This window comes from Streptococcus halitosis, assembly GCF_023147855.1.
GTDB lineage: Bacteria > Bacillota > Bacilli > Lactobacillales > Streptococcaceae > Streptococcus > Streptococcus halitosis_B.
The window spans coordinates 56492-73746 of record NZ_JAHXOP010000003.1; the positions used below are offsets into that span (position 1 = coordinate 56492).

18 protein-coding genes are annotated in these 17255 nt (G+C 39.3%); 9 read left to right on the forward strand and 9 right to left on the reverse strand.

The window, feature by feature from the left end; genetic code table 11:
- The first annotated feature begins 22 nt into the window (after positions 1–22).
- The 3 genes from KZX55_RS06415 (at position 23) to KZX55_RS06425 (ending at position 2437) form a co-directional block, all read left to right on the forward strand.
- Complete coding sequence (locus KZX55_RS06415) at positions 23–805, forward strand: deoxyribonuclease (RefSeq protein ID WP_248025809.1); 783 nt, start codon at positions 23–25, stop codon at positions 803–805.
- 61 nt (positions 806–866) lie between these two features.
- Positions 867–1658: a DUF2785 domain-containing protein gene (locus tag KZX55_RS06420; RefSeq protein ID WP_084853256.1), complete on the forward strand. Its 792-nt coding sequence runs from the start codon at positions 867–869 to the stop codon at positions 1656–1658.
- Between the two features lie 110 nt (positions 1659–1768).
- Entirely contained in the window at positions 1769–2437 is a 669-nt protein-coding gene (locus KZX55_RS06425) for an MIP/aquaporin family protein (protein ID WP_248025812.1), read from the forward strand.
- Between the two features lie 57 nt (positions 2438–2494).
- On the opposite strand, the gene queF is transcribed toward KZX55_RS06425, so the two are convergent.
- From queF to KZX55_RS06460, 7 genes are all read right to left on the reverse strand, one after another.
- Positions 2495–2986 carry a preQ(1) synthase gene (gene queF / locus KZX55_RS06430; protein ID WP_084853258.1) on the reverse strand — a complete coding sequence of 164 codons (492 nt, stop codon included), beginning with the start codon at positions 2984–2986 and terminating at the stop codon, positions 2495–2497.
- 17 nt (positions 2987–3003) lie between these two features.
- A complete protein-coding gene (gene queE, locus KZX55_RS06435) occupies positions 3004–3720 on the reverse strand; it encodes a 7-carboxy-7-deazaguanine synthase QueE (RefSeq protein WP_084853259.1) in 717 nt (238 codons plus the stop codon).
- Positions 3713–4156 (reverse strand): 6-carboxytetrahydropterin synthase QueD, encoded by a 444-nt coding sequence (gene queD / locus KZX55_RS06440; protein WP_084853260.1) that lies wholly within the window; start codon positions 4154–4156, stop codon positions 3713–3715. The genes queE and queD overlap by 8 nt, the downstream gene beginning before the upstream one ends.
- A complete protein-coding gene (gene queC, locus KZX55_RS06445; protein ID WP_084853261.1) occupies positions 4156–4809 on the reverse strand; it encodes a 7-cyano-7-deazaguanine synthase QueC in 654 nt (217 codons plus the stop codon). Before queC ends, queD begins: the two co-directional genes overlap by 1 nt.
- A gap of 202 nt (positions 4810–5011) precedes the next feature.
- On the reverse strand, positions 5012–5326 hold the full coding sequence (gene trxA, locus KZX55_RS06450; protein ID WP_001029581.1) for a thioredoxin: 315 nt from the start codon (positions 5324–5326) through the stop codon (positions 5012–5014).
- 15 nt (positions 5327–5341) lie between these two features.
- Positions 5342–5563 (reverse strand): DUF4649 family protein, encoded by a 222-nt coding sequence (locus KZX55_RS06455; RefSeq protein ID WP_000570267.1) that lies wholly within the window; start codon positions 5561–5563, stop codon positions 5342–5344.
- A 97-nt stretch (positions 5564–5660) separates the two neighbouring features.
- Positions 5661–6041: a MarR family winged helix-turn-helix transcriptional regulator gene (locus KZX55_RS06460; RefSeq protein WP_000221644.1), complete on the reverse strand. Its 381-nt coding sequence runs from the start codon at positions 6039–6041 to the stop codon at positions 5661–5663.
- A gap of 196 nt (positions 6042–6237) precedes the next feature.
- Between KZX55_RS06460 and KZX55_RS06465 the strand changes: the two genes are divergently transcribed.
- The 5 genes from KZX55_RS06465 (at position 6238) to bglS (ending at position 9850) form a co-directional block, all read left to right on the forward strand.
- Entirely contained in the window at positions 6238–6612 is a 375-nt protein-coding gene (locus KZX55_RS06465; RefSeq protein WP_000781325.1) for a CidA/LrgA family protein, read from the forward strand.
- Entirely contained in the window at positions 6609–7304 is a 696-nt protein-coding gene (locus tag KZX55_RS06470; RefSeq protein ID WP_001288937.1) for an LrgB family protein, read from the forward strand. The genes KZX55_RS06465 and KZX55_RS06470 overlap by 4 nt, the downstream gene beginning before the upstream one ends.
- A gap of 626 nt (positions 7305–7930) precedes the next feature.
- Positions 7931–8281, forward strand: coding sequence for a 4Fe-4S cluster-binding domain-containing protein (locus KZX55_RS06475; protein WP_239827937.1), 351 nt, complete (start codon positions 7931–7933; stop codon positions 8279–8281).
- Positions 8282–8572: 291 nt separating this feature from the next.
- The gene (locus tag KZX55_RS06480) at positions 8573–8746 is read left to right on the forward strand and encodes a hypothetical protein (RefSeq protein WP_248025814.1); all 174 of its coding nucleotides are present in this window, start codon (positions 8573–8575) and stop codon (positions 8744–8746) included.
- A 390-nt stretch (positions 8747–9136) separates the two neighbouring features.
- Positions 9137–9850, forward strand: a complete 714-nt coding sequence (bglS, locus tag KZX55_RS06485) for a beta-glucanase (protein WP_074560960.1) — start codon at positions 9137–9139, stop codon at positions 9848–9850.
- Between the two features lie 366 nt (positions 9851–10216).
- Here the strand turns inward: bglS and KZX55_RS06490 are convergent, their stop codons facing one another.
- On the reverse strand, positions 10217–12628 hold the full coding sequence (locus tag KZX55_RS06490; RefSeq protein WP_084853265.1) for a GH36-type glycosyl hydrolase domain-containing protein: 2412 nt from the start codon (positions 12626–12628) through the stop codon (positions 10217–10219).
- A gap of 20 nt (positions 12629–12648) precedes the next feature.
- Positions 12649–15348 (reverse strand): GH36-type glycosyl hydrolase domain-containing protein, encoded by a 2700-nt coding sequence (locus KZX55_RS06495; protein ID WP_248025816.1) that lies wholly within the window; start codon positions 15346–15348, stop codon positions 12649–12651.
- A 445-nt stretch (positions 15349–15793) separates the two neighbouring features.
- Between KZX55_RS06495 and KZX55_RS06500 the strand changes: the two genes are divergently transcribed.
- The gene (locus KZX55_RS06500) at positions 15794–17161 is read left to right on the forward strand and encodes an ABC transporter substrate-binding protein (RefSeq protein ID WP_084853267.1); all 1368 of its coding nucleotides are present in this window, start codon (positions 15794–15796) and stop codon (positions 17159–17161) included.
- Positions 17162–17255 lie beyond the last annotated feature (94 nt).

The following is a 17255-nucleotide window of genomic DNA, read 5'->3' on the forward strand; positions in this document are numbered from 1 at the left end:
GACAGAGTTTTAGGAGAATAATATGAATAGAATCAAAGAATGGCTAGAGCAAGATCCCCAAAGAATGCATTTTATCAAAATTGGTCTAGTTTTGTTGGGAATCATTTTATTGATTGCTTTGCCTACTCTCTATCTTGTTTTGAGCGGAGTTGGTATTTGGTATTTTGTAAAGAAAGCACCAGATATTCGAAAAAGAAATCTAATGATTGGGATTTTCATTGTCAGTTTTGTTGCAGTTGCTCTTCAAACTCCAACAGTCTCAAAGAAAACTTCATCTTCTCAGTCAGAAACTAAGCAGACTGCGACATCTACTACTTCGACAGCTTCAACCACGGATACTTCATCTAGTATAGAGGAAGCAAAACGAATCGAAGAAGAGAAAAAAGCTAAAGAAAAAGCAGAAGAAGAGAGAATTGCCAAAGAAAAAGCTGCAAAGGAGTTGCAAGAAAAAGGTGAAACCTTAGTCAAACAATTGGAAGACAGTCAAGATGCGAGTCAAGTGAAGTCTGCTAAAGAGACAGTTAATCAGATTGAAAATAATGATAAAAAGACAGAGTTGCTTGATAGAATAGGTGCAGTTGAGTCGTTAATTTCTCAAAAAGAAGAAGAAAAAAGAGCTGCGCGTGAAGCTGAAACCAAAGCTCAACAGCAAGATAGAATTGTCTATGTTGCAGACCATGGGAAATCAAAAGTTTATTGGTATAGTAAGGATAGAATGCCTTCAAAAACGAATAAAGCTAACGTTGTTGAGATGACAGAAGCAGATGCGATTGCAGCAGGAAAACGTCCATCTAAAAGAGAATAAGACAGAAAGTTATCTTGGGCTGGTTTTTTGAACAGTTGCTAGAAATGTAGAGGTACTTGAGATGCGTAAAAAATTACAAAGAAAAGTGACAGAAGAAAAACCAAGCTATAGTCGAGAAGAAATTCAGTGGTTGATCGAGCATTTGGGAGATCCCTCTCCAGAAATTCGAGACGAACTTGTTTTTACGAGTTTGGCTAGAGGGATTCAAGAAGAGTTGTTTTCCCTTGAGCAGTTTCAGTTTATCTCAGAAGAGGTCTCCTCTGATGAAGGTCTATACAAAGAGATTGATAGTAGAGGAGTTTCGGCTCTTAAACGTTCTTTTAGGGCGCTTATTTATGCCAATCTTTTGTCTGCAGATGGTAACGAGCACTCTCTTTTCTATAAAGGTTTAAAAGCTGATATAAGAAATGCTATGCTGTCTCAAGGTTTGTATTACCTAAAAAAAGAAAAGGATACGACAGGTTTTTCAAATCAGTATGGTTGGGTTCACGCTTTTGCGCATGGAGCTGATCTCTTGACGGAAGTTATATGCCACCCTAGCTTTCCAAAGTCAGATATAGCCGAAGCATTTGAAATCATTGGGAAAATCTTTAAACGTGTTGAGATTCGTTTTACAAATGATGAAGATTGGCGGTTAGCCAGAGCGTTTTATGAACCAATCTTACGAGGGAAAATCGAACCTTCTCTCCTCACTGCTTGGCTGCAAACAGTCGAATTTCCCTTGAAAGAAGTAAATGATTTCCATAAATTTTCCAATTTCAGATCTTGTTTGCTGGAAATTTACCTTCAACTAGACTGTCATAAACTTTTACAAGATGACTTGAAAGAAGCCATTCAATCTTTTCAGTACTAAGCCCAAGCGAGTCGTTTCATGATTTTCAAATAACTTTCCAGTCAATTTTCTTGAAACCCTTTCCTTCTTTTGATAGACTAATACATAGTTTGAAAAAAAGGAGACTTATCATGAAAAAATTTGTTGCTGAATTAATCGGTACATTTATGCTTGTGTTCATCGGAACAGGAGCCGTTGTTTTTGGAAATGGTCTTGATGGCCTTGGGCACCTTGGGATTGCTCTTGCTTTTGGTTTGGCAATCGTAGTTGCAGCTTACTCAATTGGGACGATTTCAGGTGCTCACTTGAACCCGGCGGTTTCGATCGCTATGTTTGTAAACAAACGTTTGTCATCTTCTGAGCTTGTAAACTACATCCTTGGACAAGTAGTTGGAGCTTTCCTTGCGTCAGCTGCAGTACTCTTCCTCTTGTCTAACTCAGGCATGTCAACTGCTAGCCTTGGTGAAAATGCCTTAGCAAACGGTGTCACTGTCTTTGGTGGATTCTTATTTGAAGTCATCGCAACTTTCTTGTTTGTCCTAGTTATCATGACTGTCACTTCAGCAAGCAAGGGTAATGGCGCAATCGCTGGTTTGGTAATCGGTTTGTCATTGACAGCCTTGATCCTTGTGGGATTGAACATCACTGGACTTTCAGTAAACCCAGCTCGTAGCTTGGCTCCTGCTGTCTTGGTAGGTGGCGCAGCCCTTCAACAAGTTTGGATTTTCATCCTTGCCCCAATCGTTGGTGGCGTTCTTGCAGCACTTGTTGCGAAAAACTGCCTTGGAACAGAAGAATAATTGAAACTCAAAAAGCCTTGCTCCTCAGCTTGAGGAACAGGGCTTTTTCGTATCTGTTTAGCGGTTGTCAATTTTCTCTGGATAAAGGTCGTGTTGGAAGAGACGTTGTTCTGCCAAGCCTTCATACTTAGTTCCAAGTCTACCGTAGTTGTAGTAAGGGTCAATTGAGATGCCGCCACGCGGAGTAAATTTTCCCCAAACCTCTAAATAGCGAGGGTCTAGCAAGTTGACCAAGTCTTTTCCGATGGTGTTGATACAGTTTTCGTGAAAATCCCCATGATTTCGGTAGCTAAAGAGGTAGAGTTTGAGGGATTTTGATTCGACACAGAGCTTGTCAGGAATGTAGGAAATATAAATCGTCGCAAAGTCTGGTTGAGCAGTGATAGGGCACAGGGAGGTAAATTCAGGACAGTTGAATTTAATAAAATAGTCATTTTCTACATGACGATTGTCAAAGGATTCGAGGACTTCTGGTTGATAGTCGAAAATGTAGTTGGTTTCTTTGTTGCCGAGGAGGCTAAGGTTTTTCATTTCTTCTTGTTGTGACATGATTTTTTCTTTCTAATTTAAACCCCACGTTGATTATCGTAGAGGAGGGTATGCAGTTGAGGAAGGACGCGGACATTGCCCCAGCTATCGTCGGCAGCGACTCGTTCCCAGAGTTCTTTGAGGCGGTCTAGTTGGTCTTGGACAATATTGCCTGTGGCCTTGGGCTCAGGATTTCCTGCTGATAAGAAGAGAACATCTGGTTGGTAGCGTTCTTGAATGTCTTTGGCAAAGGCCAAATCGGCGTCATCAAAGACAGGGATTTTAAAGGTGACCTTGTCTGGATCTAGTTGGGAAACAATAAAGTCCAAGGTTTCGAAGTTGACTTCCATCTTAGATGAAGGAGGTTTGGGACTCAGAGTGACCTGGTCGATGTCTTTCAACCAATTTTGCCATCGGGAGCCTTGGGTCTCAACAGCTAGAGTGACACCACGTTCCTTGAGCTTGGTGACGAGTTGAGCCATGTTGGCTGCTAGGATAGCAGGATTTCCCCCAGACAGGGTGACGTAGTCGTAGCTCCCCAATTTATCTAAGGCAGCAATGACTTCGTCAGCCGTCATGCGAGTTGGCTTTTCAGAGCCATCCCAAGTAAAGGCAGAGTCGCACCAGTCGCAATGGTAGTCGCAACCAGCAGTGCGGACAAACATGGTTTTCTGCCCAATAGCACGGCCTTCACCTTGAAAGGTTGGGCCAAAAATTTCCAGAACTGGTAGTTTGAAGACACGTTCCCTAGTCATCTAACCACTCCCGTCTAAACTCCGCAAAGGCAGTAGGAGTCTCACAGAGGCGAACGTATTCCAAACGGAGACCGCGCTCGTTTGGCAACTCTTGACTCATGGTTTGAAAAATCCAGTAAACCATATTTTCAGCAGTTGTATTCATATAAGGAAGGGTTTCATTGAGATAGCGATGATCCAAGTGGGGTTCTAAGTAGTTCTTGTAGATAGCTTTGATGTCTCCAAAGTCATAGGTCATGCCACGTTCATCTAAAAATCCACTGACAGCGATTTGCAAATGGTAGGTGTGGCCGTGCAGGGATTTGCATTTTCCCTCATAGTGAAAGAGGTGGTGGGCAGCGTCGAAGGTAAACTCTTTTGATACCAAGGTTCTGTGAGGATTGTAGACAAGAGACTCCCCAGTTTCTTGTTTGATTTCTTTGGGTGCAAAAAACATTAGCCCTCTCCTTTCTGTGAAAGATAAACATCTAAACCATGCTGACGTAGGTGGCAGGCTGGGCAATCTCCACAGCCACTTCCGATAATCCCATTGTAGCAGGTCAAGGTCTTTTCACGAACATAGTCAAAGGCACCGAGTTGGTCGGCTAATTCCCAAGTTTCAGCCTTGTCTAGCCACATGAGAGGTGTTTGGATAACAAAGTCGTAATCCATGGCAAGGTTGAGGGTGACATTGAGAGATTTGACAAAGACATCCCGGCAGTCAGGGTAGCCTGAAAAATCTGTCTCGCAGACACCTGTCACGATATCTTTAATGCCCCGTTGCTTGGCAAGAACTGCCGCAAAGGATAGAAAGAGGTGGTTGCGACCGTCAACAAAGGTATTGGGAACCTCTCCCTCTTTTTGCTCAATTTCCAGATCGGAGGTCAGGGCATTTTCAGTGATTTGCCCCAGTAGAGACATATCTAGGATGTGATGACGAATCCCCTGTTCCTTGGCGATTTCTTCAGCAACTTGAATTTCGAGATGATGGCGTTGGCCGTAGGCAAAGGTGATGGCTTCGACTGTTTCATAGTGTTCTTTAGCCCAGAAGAGGCAGGTTGTGGAATCTTGACCGCCGCTAAAGACGACCAAGGCTGATTGACGTTTCATAGTACTCCTTCCAAAATGGGAAATGTTCAGAGCACGCAAAAAGCTCCCTTGAGGGGAGCTAAAAAATACCAAGTAGAGGTTTTTTTTAGCGATGGCATGTCCCAAACATCGTAATATTCTACCTACAGTCTAGCATATTTTTTGAAAAATGGCAAAGGGCAAGAAAAAAGAGACCAAATAAAGTACTTGGTCTCTCGTGTGATTAGCTCAATTCAGCAACGATGGCCTTGATTTGTTCCGCAGTATGAACACCTGCAACTTGTTTCACCACTTGGCCGTCTTTTTTGAAGAGAAGGGTTGGGATAGACATGATTCCAAAAGCACGAGCTGTGTTTGGATTTTCATCAACGTCCATTTTAACGATTTTCAAGACATCTTCTGAAAGTTCTTCAGACAATTTGTCCAAGATTGGACCTTGCATACGACATGGACCACACCAAGTTGCCCAGAAGTCTACCAAGACCAAACCGTCTTTTGTTTCTTGTTCGAATGTTGCATCTGTAATTGCTTTTGCCATTGTATTTCTCCTTTTTTAGTTATATTGGCTTAAATCTTGTTTCATGAGATAGAAGAAGACATCTCCATAAGTCCCATGGTAGTCCAAATCATGACCATTATAGGTCAATTTTTGAACGGGGTAATAGTCTGCGACACCGATAAGGCAAGCTTGTTGAGAACGTTCAAAGTCTTGGTAAGACTCGAAAGTCATGGTTCTCTCTTGTTTGCTGGTGTCTAGATAGGTAATTTCGATCATATAAAACTCCTTTGTTCAATCTTGACTTTATTGTACTCCTTGAAAAGAGGAATGTCAAGAAAAATGATTGCGCACGCAACTTTTTTAAAAATACTCATTAAGGCAAGAAATCAAGACTGGTTTCCAATCTTTCTTCGACAGCTTTTTGTAGATAAGCCAGAGTTGTTTGCCCCTCGTCAGTCAGGCAGATAAAACTAGCTCGTCTATCCTGGTCGCAACATCTGCGACTAAGCAAGCCACAGTTTTTCTCTTCTAACCTAGCCACCATTCGAGAAACAGCGCTTGGGCTGAGATGGAGTTTATCTGGCAGGTCAATTTGTCGTAGAGATTTTTCTTGGGCTAGATTCAGATAGTAGAGCAGGTAAAACTCTTTCAAGTTCAGCCTTTGTTCACTCTGCTGGGCAATAGTTTCTTCCAACAAGGCTTCCATTTCCTTTTGACGGCGGTTGTAGTCAAACCATTTTTCTAAGTAGGTCATTGCTTTCTCCTTTCTTTTTAATGTAAAAATCACAAAATCATTACTGACTATCTTTATAACACAAGATGATTGCGCATGCAATGATTATACTACTTTTAACTAATCCTTGCAAGAAAGAAGAATTTCAATATTTCCTTGAAATTTTCTGAAAAAAGAGTAAACTGGTATGCAAGAAGTTTATTTCATGGAGTTTAGGATGAAATTATATGTTCAATTAATGATTCTCTTTGTGATTTCTCTTATCGGAGAGGGAATTTCTAGTTTCTTTCATCTGCCTATCCCAGGCAGTATTATCGGTTTGATTATTCTCTTTCTAGCCCTACAGTTCAAGTGGCTAAGGACCAGGCATGTCAATATGGTCGGAAATTTCTTGCTGGCCAATATGACTATTCTCTTTTTGCCGCCAGCAGTGGGTATCATGGAAAAGTTCGATGTGATTGCTCCTTATCTCTTGCCCATTGTCTTGATTGTTTTTTTTGCGGCTGTCATCAACATTATCCTCATCGCCCTAGTGGTTCAGTTCATCAAGAGACGGTTTGAGGGAGATTATGAGAAAGGAGATGCCAAATGAGTGAATTTGTATCCAATCCTCTGTTTGGGATTGCATTATCTATCCTAGCTTATCTAGTGGGAATGCTGATTTACAGACGTTTTCCCCATCCATTGACAACGCCTTTGCTTTTGTCAGCTATTTTCATTATCATCTTTCTAAAGGTGACGGGTATTTCTTACCAAGATTACTACCAAGGTGGGGTTTATCTGAATAACTTGATAGTCCCATCAACAGTGGCTCTAGGGATTCCGCTTTATAAGAGTTTTCACCTGATGAAGCACCATGCTCGGAGTATTCTCTTTGGTAGTCTGCTAGCAGTAGTTGTCAATACTAGCTTCACTGCAATAGTGGCTAAAATCTTTGGCATGGACTTTTTTCTAGCCATTTCTCTCTTTCCTAAGTCGGTGACAACCGCTATGGCAGTGGGAATCACAGAAAAATTGCAAGGTTTGACGACTGTGACCTTGGTTGTCGTAGTGGCGACTGGGATTTTAACCAGTGTTATTGGACCAACCCTTTTGAAGTGGTTGAAGATTGATGATCCGGTAGCAGTCGGGCTTTCCCTTGGAGGAACAGGCCACGCAGTTGGAACGGGAACAGCCTTTCGATACGGTTCTGTAGCAGGAGCCATGGGTGGCTTGGCTATCGGTGTCACCGGTATTCTCTACGTCTTTGTTAGCCCTATTGTAGCCAGTTTGATATTGAGTTAAAAAGCAAGGAATTTAAGTAATATCATTAAGTTAGTGAGCTAGTTATTTGAATAGGACGTATGATTAACGGAAAAATTTTTAAAAAAATACTTGACAATCTACATGAGAAGATATACAACGAAATCAAAGAAAATGGATACAAAATAATTTTTGCTTAACAGTATATGAGATTCTTCTTTCCTATAAAAGAACTATATGTATAATCAGTTTTTTTAAAAGGAAGGGAAAGCAATGCTTAATTCGACTGATGTTATCAAAGTTGTTAAAAAAGGTCACCTAGCCTCAGTACAGCAGCATCCAGATAAATGGGCATTATCGTTAGATTACCTTGAGTTGCTTATATAAAAGCGATTATTTATCACTTTACTATCATAATGATGAGGCTGAGGTGTATGTATTCCTCAGCCTTTTTAGAGCAGGAGATAAGTTATGGAAACAATTTATTCTTTTCCTACAAATGATGTAGTTTATTTAAAAAATTTACATACAGGATCTATTTGTGAGATTGATGAGGAACTGTTCGAGAATTTCCTTATTTGATAGGTGAGATTGATAAACAAGTGCCTTTTATTCACTCTAAACGAATAGTAGAGGGAACTGAATTATCACTATATATAGTTACAACCATGTCGTGTAATTTGACTTGCTCTTATTGTTTTGAGAATGATAAGGATAGGAAGCCGTCCTTAAGTAGTGAGCATGACGGTAAAAATATTGTGAATTTTATATTAGATGAGATCAATTTTAAGCAGTATAGATCTCTGGATATCTGTTTTACTGGTGGTGAACCATTATATAACTTTCAGTTTATACGAAATTTATGTGAAACTTTAGATGAGAAACTGCATATTCCTATTTCGTATACTTTGATTACAAATGGAACGATATTCACAAATAAAATAACGTCTTTTCTTGACTGCCATAATTTTGCTGTTCAAGTTTCTTTCGATGGTGATGAACACTATCATAACCTATAAAGATGCAATCGATTGGGAGAAGGAACTTATCATAGAATCATAAATAATCTGTCATTTATGTTGAAAAAGTATAAAAATTTATCCATTTAGGTTAGAGTTAATATATATAAATTATATATCTGTTTAGAAATTGTTTATAGATTTAAAAGAGTATACAGAATTTAAAAATTTTACAATAGGGTACTTTAAATTTTTTTGATTTTATGAAAAAACGGCAAAAAATGTAATATAATATAGATGAAAGCGGTTTTATAAAAATACATGGGATAAAATAAAGGGAGGTTTTTGTCGATGAAGGAAATTAGCATTTATGCCAGAATTATTGATTTGATTTTGCTGGTTCTAGTATTTTTAGATAGTTGTGTGAAAAGTGTCTTGATTTTAGCTGCAGTTATTTTCATTTTATCAGCATTAATGCAAGCTATTATGTCTTATAAACGAGTGAAATTGAGTCACCATATCTAGTAGATGATTTGTCTTTCTTTATTACTAAGAGGTCTTCTTAGAGCTATTTTTAGCAAAATGGTTCTGAGAAGACTTTTTTTATTTTCTGCCTTCAGGTCATAAATTTGATATTTTTTGTGGGAATATAATATATTATCCAAAATGAAAGCGCTATACTCAACTCGTAACGGTGTAAGGAGGATTTTAAAGAGAAACATTTATTGTGTGACTAGCATTCTTTTTGGAATGATGAAAAAGAAAAAATTGCCCCATTTTTGAAGTAACAGTTACTGAAAAGAAAAAGTGAATTTAACTACAATTGATTATGCGCTTTCAATCTATAGTAGAGGAGATTAGTTCCTTTCTCTGCCAGAACTCCTTTTTAAAAATGATTAAAATTGAGGTATTATTATGTGGAAAAAAGTTAGTTGTTTAATTGTTCTCTTATTGGCTTTCTTTGGTTTTCAACAGGGTGTTGATGCGCAAAGCAAATACCACTATAGTCAAGAACTAAATTACTATAATGGTAATGCCATGGAACTTCGTAATGGTTCTAATGGTGGTATGTTTAACTGTAATTTTGTCCCTGGAAATGTCGGTTTTAATAATGGATTGATGAGTCTTAAAATTGGCAGTGATGGTCGTGGCGGCTATACTGGGGGTGAATGGCGTAGTAAAGAACGCTTTGGCTATGGTCTTTTCCAAGTAAACATGAAACCTATTAAAAATCCAGGTGTCGTTTCTTCATTCTTTACTTATACTGGTCCAAGTGATGGTACAAAATGGGATGAAATCGACATTGAATTTTTAGGGAAAGATACAACAAAAGTCCAATTCAACTACTACACAAGCGGTCAAGGTAATCACGAATACCTTTACAATTTAGGATTTGATGCCTCTCAAGGCTTCCACACTTATGGATTTGATTGGCAAGCTGATCACATTACTTGGTATGTTGATGGAAGAGCTGTTTATACTGCTTACAACAATATTCCTAGCACACCTGGTAAGATTATGATGAACGCTTGGCCTGGAACTCATGAAGTGGATTCTTGGTTGGGTGCTTACAATGGTCGAACTCCTTTGTATGCATATTATGATTGGATTAGCTACGATAAATTTTAATTAAGCTAGACAGTAACCAAATAACAATTTGTTTTTACTTAACTGATTATAACTACACTCCCAAAATAAATCGGTTAAATCTCTCTCAACAAAATAACTCTTTAAAATTCTTTCTTTTTAAAACGTTAAAGATAAAAGGATCTGAGCTTCTCTCAGTTCCTTTTTTGTGATGGTTGAAGTTGGATAATTTATGGGTTGATAAGCGTATCTAATTTGGATAATGATGGCTATAGCGTGTGATTTCAAGTGCTGTTTGTCTTAGGTGAATAAGATATGCGATTGTCCATGTTGGTTGCTACAATAGCTTATTGGTCTTAGAAAAGGAAATGGAAGTCATAAAAAACTGGGAGCAAGTCCCAGCTTTCTTTATAAAGTAAGAGTGATTTGGTTGGTGTCTTGTAAGAGTTCTTCAGGAAGGTAGGCTTGGTCAAGTTCCTTACCGTTTAGGACAAGTTTTGTGAAGCCTGTTTCTTTGTGGTTTGGATTTTCCACAGTGATGTGCAGTTCTTTGCCACGGAAAATCTTAGTCATGCTGAAGTTCTCCCATTCTTTTGGAATAGCTGGTGAAAGCTTCAATCCGCCTAAGTCAGGTCGAAGTCCTAAGATACCTTCCACACAACCGACCATGACAGTTGAGGCTGTACCAGTTAGCCAGTGAACGTGAGAGCGACCGAAGTGTGGGCTAGCAGGACCTTCTGTAAATTGACCATAGCAGTAAGGTTCTAGTTGACGAATTTCTGCACGATCATTTTGGCCAGCTGGGGCATTTTCCATAAAGTAGGTAAAGGCACGTTGACCTTGTCCGCGTAGGGCTTCAGCTAGGATTAACCAACCTTGTGATTGTGAGAAGATACCTGCATTTTCTTTTGTTCCTTGGTTGTAGACAACAGCAAGAGCTCCGTCGAATGCGTGAGCATGGTATGATGGGCTCATGAGGATAGCACCATAATCAGTGTTAAGTTGCTCGTAAACATTATTCATGGCAAGTTCAGCTTGTTCTTTATTAGCAAAGCCACTGATAACAGCCCAACTTTGAGGGTTTAGCCACATGTTAGCTTCTGGGTCATTAGCTGCTCCAATTCGTTCACCAGCTTCGGTAAAACCACGAATAAAGCGGTCATTATCCCAGCAAAGGTCTTGGATTTTTTGTCCCATTTTCTCTTGTTCTGAGTCAAGGAAAGCAAGGTAGTTAGTATCATTTTTGGCTTTTGCAAATTCACGTAAGACACTTAGAGCATAGTAGAATTGCAAAGCCACAAATGATGATTCACCATTTGCACCGAGGCGAAGGCAGTCGTTCCAGTCTGCGTAAAGTCCAGCAGGCATGCCGTGAGGACCAAGGTGGTCAAGTGAGAATTGTACAGCGCCTTTTAAGTGCTCGTAAACACTAGCTTCCCCTTTATTAGCAAATGGAATCACTTCATCAAGGAATGCAAGATTTCCTGTTTCAGAAATGTATTTGTAAACTGTTGGGAAGAGCCAGAGAGCATCGTCGGCACGGTAAGCAGGGTGTCCAGTTTCTTGGACGTAAGAAGCATCATCTGGTGTGTCTTCATGCCCTGGGTTGTGAGTGAATTTTACAAGTGGAAGTCCACCACCATTGTCAACTTGAGCTGACAACATGAATCGAATTTTTTCGACTGCCATTTCAGGTTTCAAGTGAATGATACCTTGGATATCTTGAACGGTATCACGGTAACCGTAACCGTTACGAAGCCCACAGTAGACAAATGATGCTGCGCGTGACCAGATAAAGGTCATGTAACAGTTGTAAGCATTCCAAGTGTTAAGCATAGTGTTGAATTCAGGGCTAGGTGTATTGACTTGTAGGTTAGTCAAGCGGTCTTCCCATTCTTTGCGAAGTTCTTGAATTTCTGCTTCAACAGTTTCTGCAGGGTGTTCGTAATGAGCTAGAATTTCTGCAGCTTCTTGTGATGATTTTTCACCGAGGATATAGACAAGGGTTTTGCTTTCTTGAGGTTCAAGAGTGACCTTGCTTGAAAGGGCACCACAAGCATTTTCGTTATAGCTTGTTTGGTTGCCGAGATCTCCTGATGTGACACCAGCAGGTTTGTCATAGCCATTGTAGCCACCTAAGAACCCTTTTTTATCTCCACAATATGAGCTGATACTAGCGCCACCAAGTCCGAAGAAACGTTCAGTAACATTCTTTTCGTCAACTTGTTCGTTGTCGTTAAGGGTATCAAGATTTCCGTGAATTTGTTGGATGATGCGATTGTCTTGGAAAAGTGTGCGGGTGATGAAAAGTGAATATTGTAAGTTAACTTGGTCTTGTTCGTAATTGCTATGGTTAGTAAATTCTGCGTAACCAGTCAGTGTTAAATGGCGAGTTTGTTCAGAACGGTTAGTAACGGTAATTGCCCAAACTTCATAGCTTTTATCTTTTGGTACATAGTAGCTTGCTTGAGAATGAATTCCTGAGTAATCAGCAATCATTTTAGTATAGCCCATGCCGTGGTGGCATTCGCTGTGGTAGTCTTTAAGGTCTTTACCAACAGGTTGCCATGATGCAGACCAAAAGTCTTTGGTATCATCGTCTCGGAGGTAGATGTAGCGACCTGGTTGATCAAAGTTATTGAACACATAGCGTAAAATGCGTCCATTGGCACCTGATTTAGCAAAGCTGTAACCTCCAGCGTTGTTTGAGATAATTGCGCCGTATTCTGGGGAACCAAGGTAGTTGACCCAAGGTTTTGGTGTATTTGGGTGGTCGATGACATATTCGCGATTAGCGTCATTAAAATAACCGTATTTCATGAGAAAATCCTTTCTTTTTCTTAATCTAGTGTGATTATAATTTCATGAACCTCGTCGTCTAGGTTAGCAAGGTCAGCTTTTGTGATAAAGGCAAAAGCATCATCTGTAATGTCGATTTCTTTGTTATCACAGGTGGCTTTTTTGATAATATATTTTCCAAAATCTTTTTGATTTGGGTTATCATAGTGGATTTGGAATGTTTTATCGGCAAATTGTGTTGTGATGCTTGCACGTCCTTTTCCGTCAAATTGTTCTGAAAGAAGTTTTGGATAAAGGACAAGATCACCAGCTTTGCCGTGAACTCCGAATGATTCAGTAACCATTGTCAACATGTACCAGCTTGCAGCTCCAGTTAGGTAGTGATAAACTCCTCGACCATCTGCACGGAAGTATTCAGGAATTCCAGGATAGATGCGACTTGTTTCAAAGTTTAGTGCTGTATCAGATAGTGTCTTAAGTGCTTTCCAACCTTCTTTGGCAAATCCACGACGGTAAAGCGCATTAGCATACATAACAGTCATGTGAGAGAAGACGGCACCGTTTTCTTTTTCGCCGTAGGCAAAACCAAACATACGTCCAAGGTCTGTTTTGATTTCTTTGAAATCTGTATTGAGGCGGTAACCACCGATTTCTGGACGGTAGAGGTAATGGTCAGCACTAGCAGTAATTTTACGGATTTGTTCATCCGTAGCGACGTAGTTCATGATAGGGAAGACTTGACCGGTCAACATCATGTGTATACAGTCATTGTAGAAGCCATCAGTTGGTTTGCCGCTGTTGTCGTAGTAGCTATTGTAGCCACCTTCCTGATCGTTAAAGTCTAGCCATTCTTGTTGTTGAAGATGTTGACGTAACCAAGATGCTTTTTGAATGAGGTTAAGAGCAAGTTCAGAAAGTGAAATTCTGATTTTGCGTCCTTTCACATTGTGAAGGCATTGACTAGTGTAGGTATCAAGAATTTGGTGCTTACGCTCGATATTATCATAGATATCAGAGTCTTTTTTGAGCAAGAGTCCGATTTCTTCAAGAATTTCGACATATTCTGTATTTGTTTCGCTTTTTAGGAGGCGAACAAGGCTTGCTAATTCCATCAAGTTACCCGAGTAAGCAGCGGTAAAGGCAACACTTTCTCCATTTTCATCAGCCATATCAAGGGCGTCATTCCAGTCAGCCCCACGAAGACGATAGATGTTGTGCTTACCGACTTCATAGAATCCTGTCAAATGTTGAATTAACAAGTGTTCTAGGATACTACCAGTGTAGATAGCGCCATCAGAAGTACGTTGTTCGTTTCCGTAGGCATCGTTCCAGTCTTGGTCGATTTCAGTACCACGTTTGACGTGAGGGTCTTTAAAGTAAGAAATTTCTTTAGTTAGGATATCGATATCACCAGTCTGGTCAATATAAAGTTTTGTTGTCATTAAAGGCCAAAGTGCATGGTCCATCCAGACACGTGTGATGCCGTTACGGTCAGCGAGGAAATTACCATCACCTTCACCAATGATTGTGGCATTGGTACCGTCAAGACGAACTCCTTTATAGTTGTTGACAATCATATCACCAACTGTTTTAGGTTCCATTAGAAGTAGTGACAAGCAGTCTTGCCAAAGGTCACGCCATCCACGTCCGCCACGTCCATAGTCATGGTGTGGAAGGAATGAACAACCAAAGAGACGACGTAGGAATGGTTGGAAACAAACCCATTTCATATAACCATCGAAGTCGCTATCGCCTGTTTTGAAATCAACCCCAACTTTTTCTTGCCAGTAGTCTTTCGTTTCTTCCAATGATTTTTCGACAGTTGCAAGATTTTTATATTTTTGAGCGACTGCTTGGATGTGTTCTTGATTTTCATTGATTCCCATTAATAGGATGAAAGTTTTGCTTTGACCAGCAGCTAGGGTGAATGTTTCAAATTTGAAAGCACCCATTGCTTCGCGTCCATCAATGCGGCTATTGCTTGCTACACCGCTAGTTTCTTTATAAATGGCAACCGGATGAGTAAATGTTCCTCCTTCACCGATGAACATTTCTACTGTTGGATAGAATGTTTCAGGTGTTTTTCCATTGTTATCAAAGCCAAGTACGTAGTAAATTTGATGGTTGAGTTGGTGACCGCGTTCATCAAATGACATTGTTGGACAAACTAAAACACCTGCATCTGTAGTTTTGATACGGTGAAGCATAGAAGTTACATTTCGGTGATCACGGATATTATCAGCGCTACGTCCAAAAATTGGGACAGCTCCGTAAGCTGTTAAGGTTTGTTCGGTATCAGATAAATTTTCAAGTGTCACGAGCATGACTTCAACATTTTCATCGTGTGGAACAAATGACGTAATTGTAGATTTCAAAGGTAGATTAGCTGCTTTACGTTCAATGTTATGCCACATAAAGCCAGCTTCTACAGTATTTTCTTCTTCTTGATTTGAAAAACGTAGGGTTTCTTGGTAGGCAGAAGCACCTGTTGCAGAATAAACATTTCCTTTGTCATCACGAACCCAGAAATTTCGAGTTGAACGGTTGTTATGGAGATCATCCACACTGACAGGTTCTAATAGGAAAGTTTCTTGATTGATTTTTGAATCACCACCTAAGTTAGGTGTGACCGCACTCTTTAATCCAACTTCTGATGCAAGTGGAAAGTACAAAGAGCTGATATTTCCTATTTGGGAAAGTTTGAAATCCCCCTTGTTATTAGTAAAAGTTAATGGCTTCATAGTTATCTCCTTTATCTTCTATCCCATATTTTAGTAGAAATCAGCTTTAGAGAAAATAAAAAAGAAGAGAAAAATATCATGATTATGACATTAACTTAAGGAGTGTCAAACTTTTTACATACGGTACTTTATTAGTGAACCATGGTATATGAGGGTAGAAGAATAGCTATAAGTCCTGATATTATAGGGGGAATGGCATTTTGGATAAAAGAGTTTACCTATTAAAAAGATTAGAAAAGCGTGATCTTTTATAAAATTTTTTAAACAAGGTCATAAAACTGATATTTTTTGAAATATTATAATATAACACTTCTTGAATTAGCGTTATAATGTAATTACAAAAAAACATGAGGGAAAACTCAATACCAGACAAAACTGCTTTGTTCGCGGTTATAATGTAATTACAAAAAAACATGAGGGAAAACCTCAAAAAAGGAGAAGGATTATGAACAAAAAAGTAAGCGTTTTTATAACGATTGCTCTTGCAGCAGGGACAATGGTTGGTTGCTCTTCTAAATCAAGCACATCAGCTTCAGGTGAAGAAGGTAAAGTCATCAACATTTACTCCTGGAATGATGAATTTCGTCAACGTGTGGAAGCTGTTTATCCAGAAGTTGAATCAACTTCTAAAGATGGAACAGTTACTAAACTAAAAGACGGTAGTGAAATCCACTGGATTATTAATCCAAACCAAGATGGTGTTTACCAACAAAAATTGGACGAAGCGCTTGAAAAACAAAACTCGGCTTCTGCTGATGATAAGGTTGATATCTTCTTGTCAGAAACTGACTACGTGACAAAATATACTTCTAAAAAAGCAAACGTTGCAATGCCTTTGAAAGATTTAGGAATTGATCCTAAGGAAGATTTAGTTGACCAATATGATTTCACTAAAGAAACAGCTTCTGATGAAGATGGTGTTCAACGTGGTTCAACTTGGCAAACGACTCCAGGTGTTCTAATCTATCGTCGTGATATTGCGAAAGATGTCTTTGGTACTGATGACCCAACAGTAGTTGGTGAAAAAGTTAAAAACTGGGATACTATGAAAGCAACATCGCAAGAACTTCTTAATAAAGGTTACTACACATTTGCATCATATGCTGATACATTCCGTTTGTATGGTAACAGTATTTCTAAGCCTTGGGTCGAAAAAGGTTCAACAACTGTTAGTGTAGATCCTCAAATCATGAACTGGGTTAAAGATTCTAAAGAATGGCTTGATGCTGGTTACTTCAATAAAACGGTTAAAGGCCAGTGGACAGATGACTGGAACAAAGCTATGGGTTCTCAATCTAAAGTCTTTGCATTCTTGTTCCCAGCTTGGGGTATTGACTTTACTTTGAAATCTAACTGGGATGGCGCTGATGGTGAATGGGCAGTTACTAATCCACCACAAGAATACAACTGGGGAGGTTCCTACATCCATGGAGCCGAAGGTACTGATAACCCTAAACATGTTAAAGAAATCATCAAATCTTTGACAGCTGATAAAGATAACCTCTTGAAGATATCTAAAGATTACCAAGACTTCACAAATACTAAATCTGGTATGGAAGCAGCAGCTAAAGATGATAGTTTCAAATCAGACTTCCTTGGTGGCGAAAATGCTTATTCATATTATGCACCAGTTGCAGAAAACATTAAGATTGCACCATTGTCATCATATGACCAAGGTTGTGTTGAATTGATTCAAAATACCTTTAATGATTACCTACAAGGTAAAGTAAGTTACAACAAAGCTAAATCAAACTTTGAATCAGCTATTAAAGAACGTTATCCAGAAATTACAGATGTTAAATGGCCAGACTAATTAGTTGACTAGTTATCCTAAACTCAAATATATTTAAAAAATATTTGGGCGTTTAATTGGGATTTTAGAATTTTGGTAGACCTTACGGGGGCGA

Bases quoted from the DNA above. Each gene is read 5' to 3' on its own strand.
- KZX55_RS06425 (WP_248025812.1), top strand. From the start codon at position 1,769: ATGAAAAAATTTGTTGCTGAATTAATCGGTACATTTATGCTTGTGTTC.
- KZX55_RS06470 (WP_001288937.1), top strand. From the start codon at position 6,609: ATGAGTGAATTTGTATCCAATCCTCTGTTTGGGATTGCATTATCTATC.
- KZX55_RS06490 (WP_084853265.1), bottom strand. From the start codon at position 12,628: ATGAAATACGGTTATTTTAATGACGCTAATCGCGAATATGTCATCGAC.
- KZX55_RS06415 (WP_248025809.1), top strand. From the start codon at position 23: ATGAATAGAATCAAAGAATGGCTAGAGCAAGATCCCCAAAGAATGCAT.
- bglS (WP_074560960.1), top strand. From the start codon at position 9,137: ATGTGGAAAAAAGTTAGTTGTTTAATTGTTCTCTTATTGGCTTTCTTT.
- KZX55_RS06495 (WP_248025816.1), bottom strand. From the start codon at position 15,348: ATGAAGCCATTAACTTTTACTAATAACAAGGGGGATTTCAAACTTTCC.
- KZX55_RS06460 (WP_000221644.1), bottom strand. From the start codon at position 6,041: ATGACCTACTTAGAAAAATGGTTTGACTACAACCGCCGTCAAAAGGAA.
- queC (WP_084853261.1), bottom strand. From the start codon at position 4,809: ATGAAACGTCAATCAGCCTTGGTCGTCTTTAGCGGCGGTCAAGATTCC.
- KZX55_RS06455 (WP_000570267.1), bottom strand. From the start codon at position 5,563: ATGATCGAAATTACCTATCTAGACACCAGCAAACAAGAGAGAACCATG.
- queF (WP_084853258.1), bottom strand. From the start codon at position 2,986: ATGTCACAACAAGAAGAAATGAAAAACCTTAGCCTCCTCGGCAACAAA.
- KZX55_RS06475 (WP_239827937.1), top strand. From the start codon at position 7,931: ATGTCGTGTAATTTGACTTGCTCTTATTGTTTTGAGAATGATAAGGAT.
- KZX55_RS06500 (WP_084853267.1), top strand. From the start codon at position 15,794: ATGAACAAAAAAGTAAGCGTTTTTATAACGATTGCTCTTGCAGCAGGG.
- KZX55_RS06420 (WP_084853256.1), top strand. From the start codon at position 867: ATGCGTAAAAAATTACAAAGAAAAGTGACAGAAGAAAAACCAAGCTAT.
- KZX55_RS06465 (WP_000781325.1), top strand. From the start codon at position 6,238: ATGAAATTATATGTTCAATTAATGATTCTCTTTGTGATTTCTCTTATC.
- queE (WP_084853259.1), bottom strand. From the start codon at position 3,720: ATGACTAGGGAACGTGTCTTCAAACTACCAGTTCTGGAAATTTTTGGC.
- KZX55_RS06480 (WP_248025814.1), top strand. From the start codon at position 8,573: ATGAAGGAAATTAGCATTTATGCCAGAATTATTGATTTGATTTTGCTG.
- trxA (WP_001029581.1), bottom strand. From the start codon at position 5,326: ATGGCAAAAGCAATTACAGATGCAACATTCGAACAAGAAACAAAAGAC.
- queD (WP_084853260.1), bottom strand. From the start codon at position 4,156: ATGTTTTTTGCACCCAAAGAAATCAAACAAGAAACTGGGGAGTCTCTT.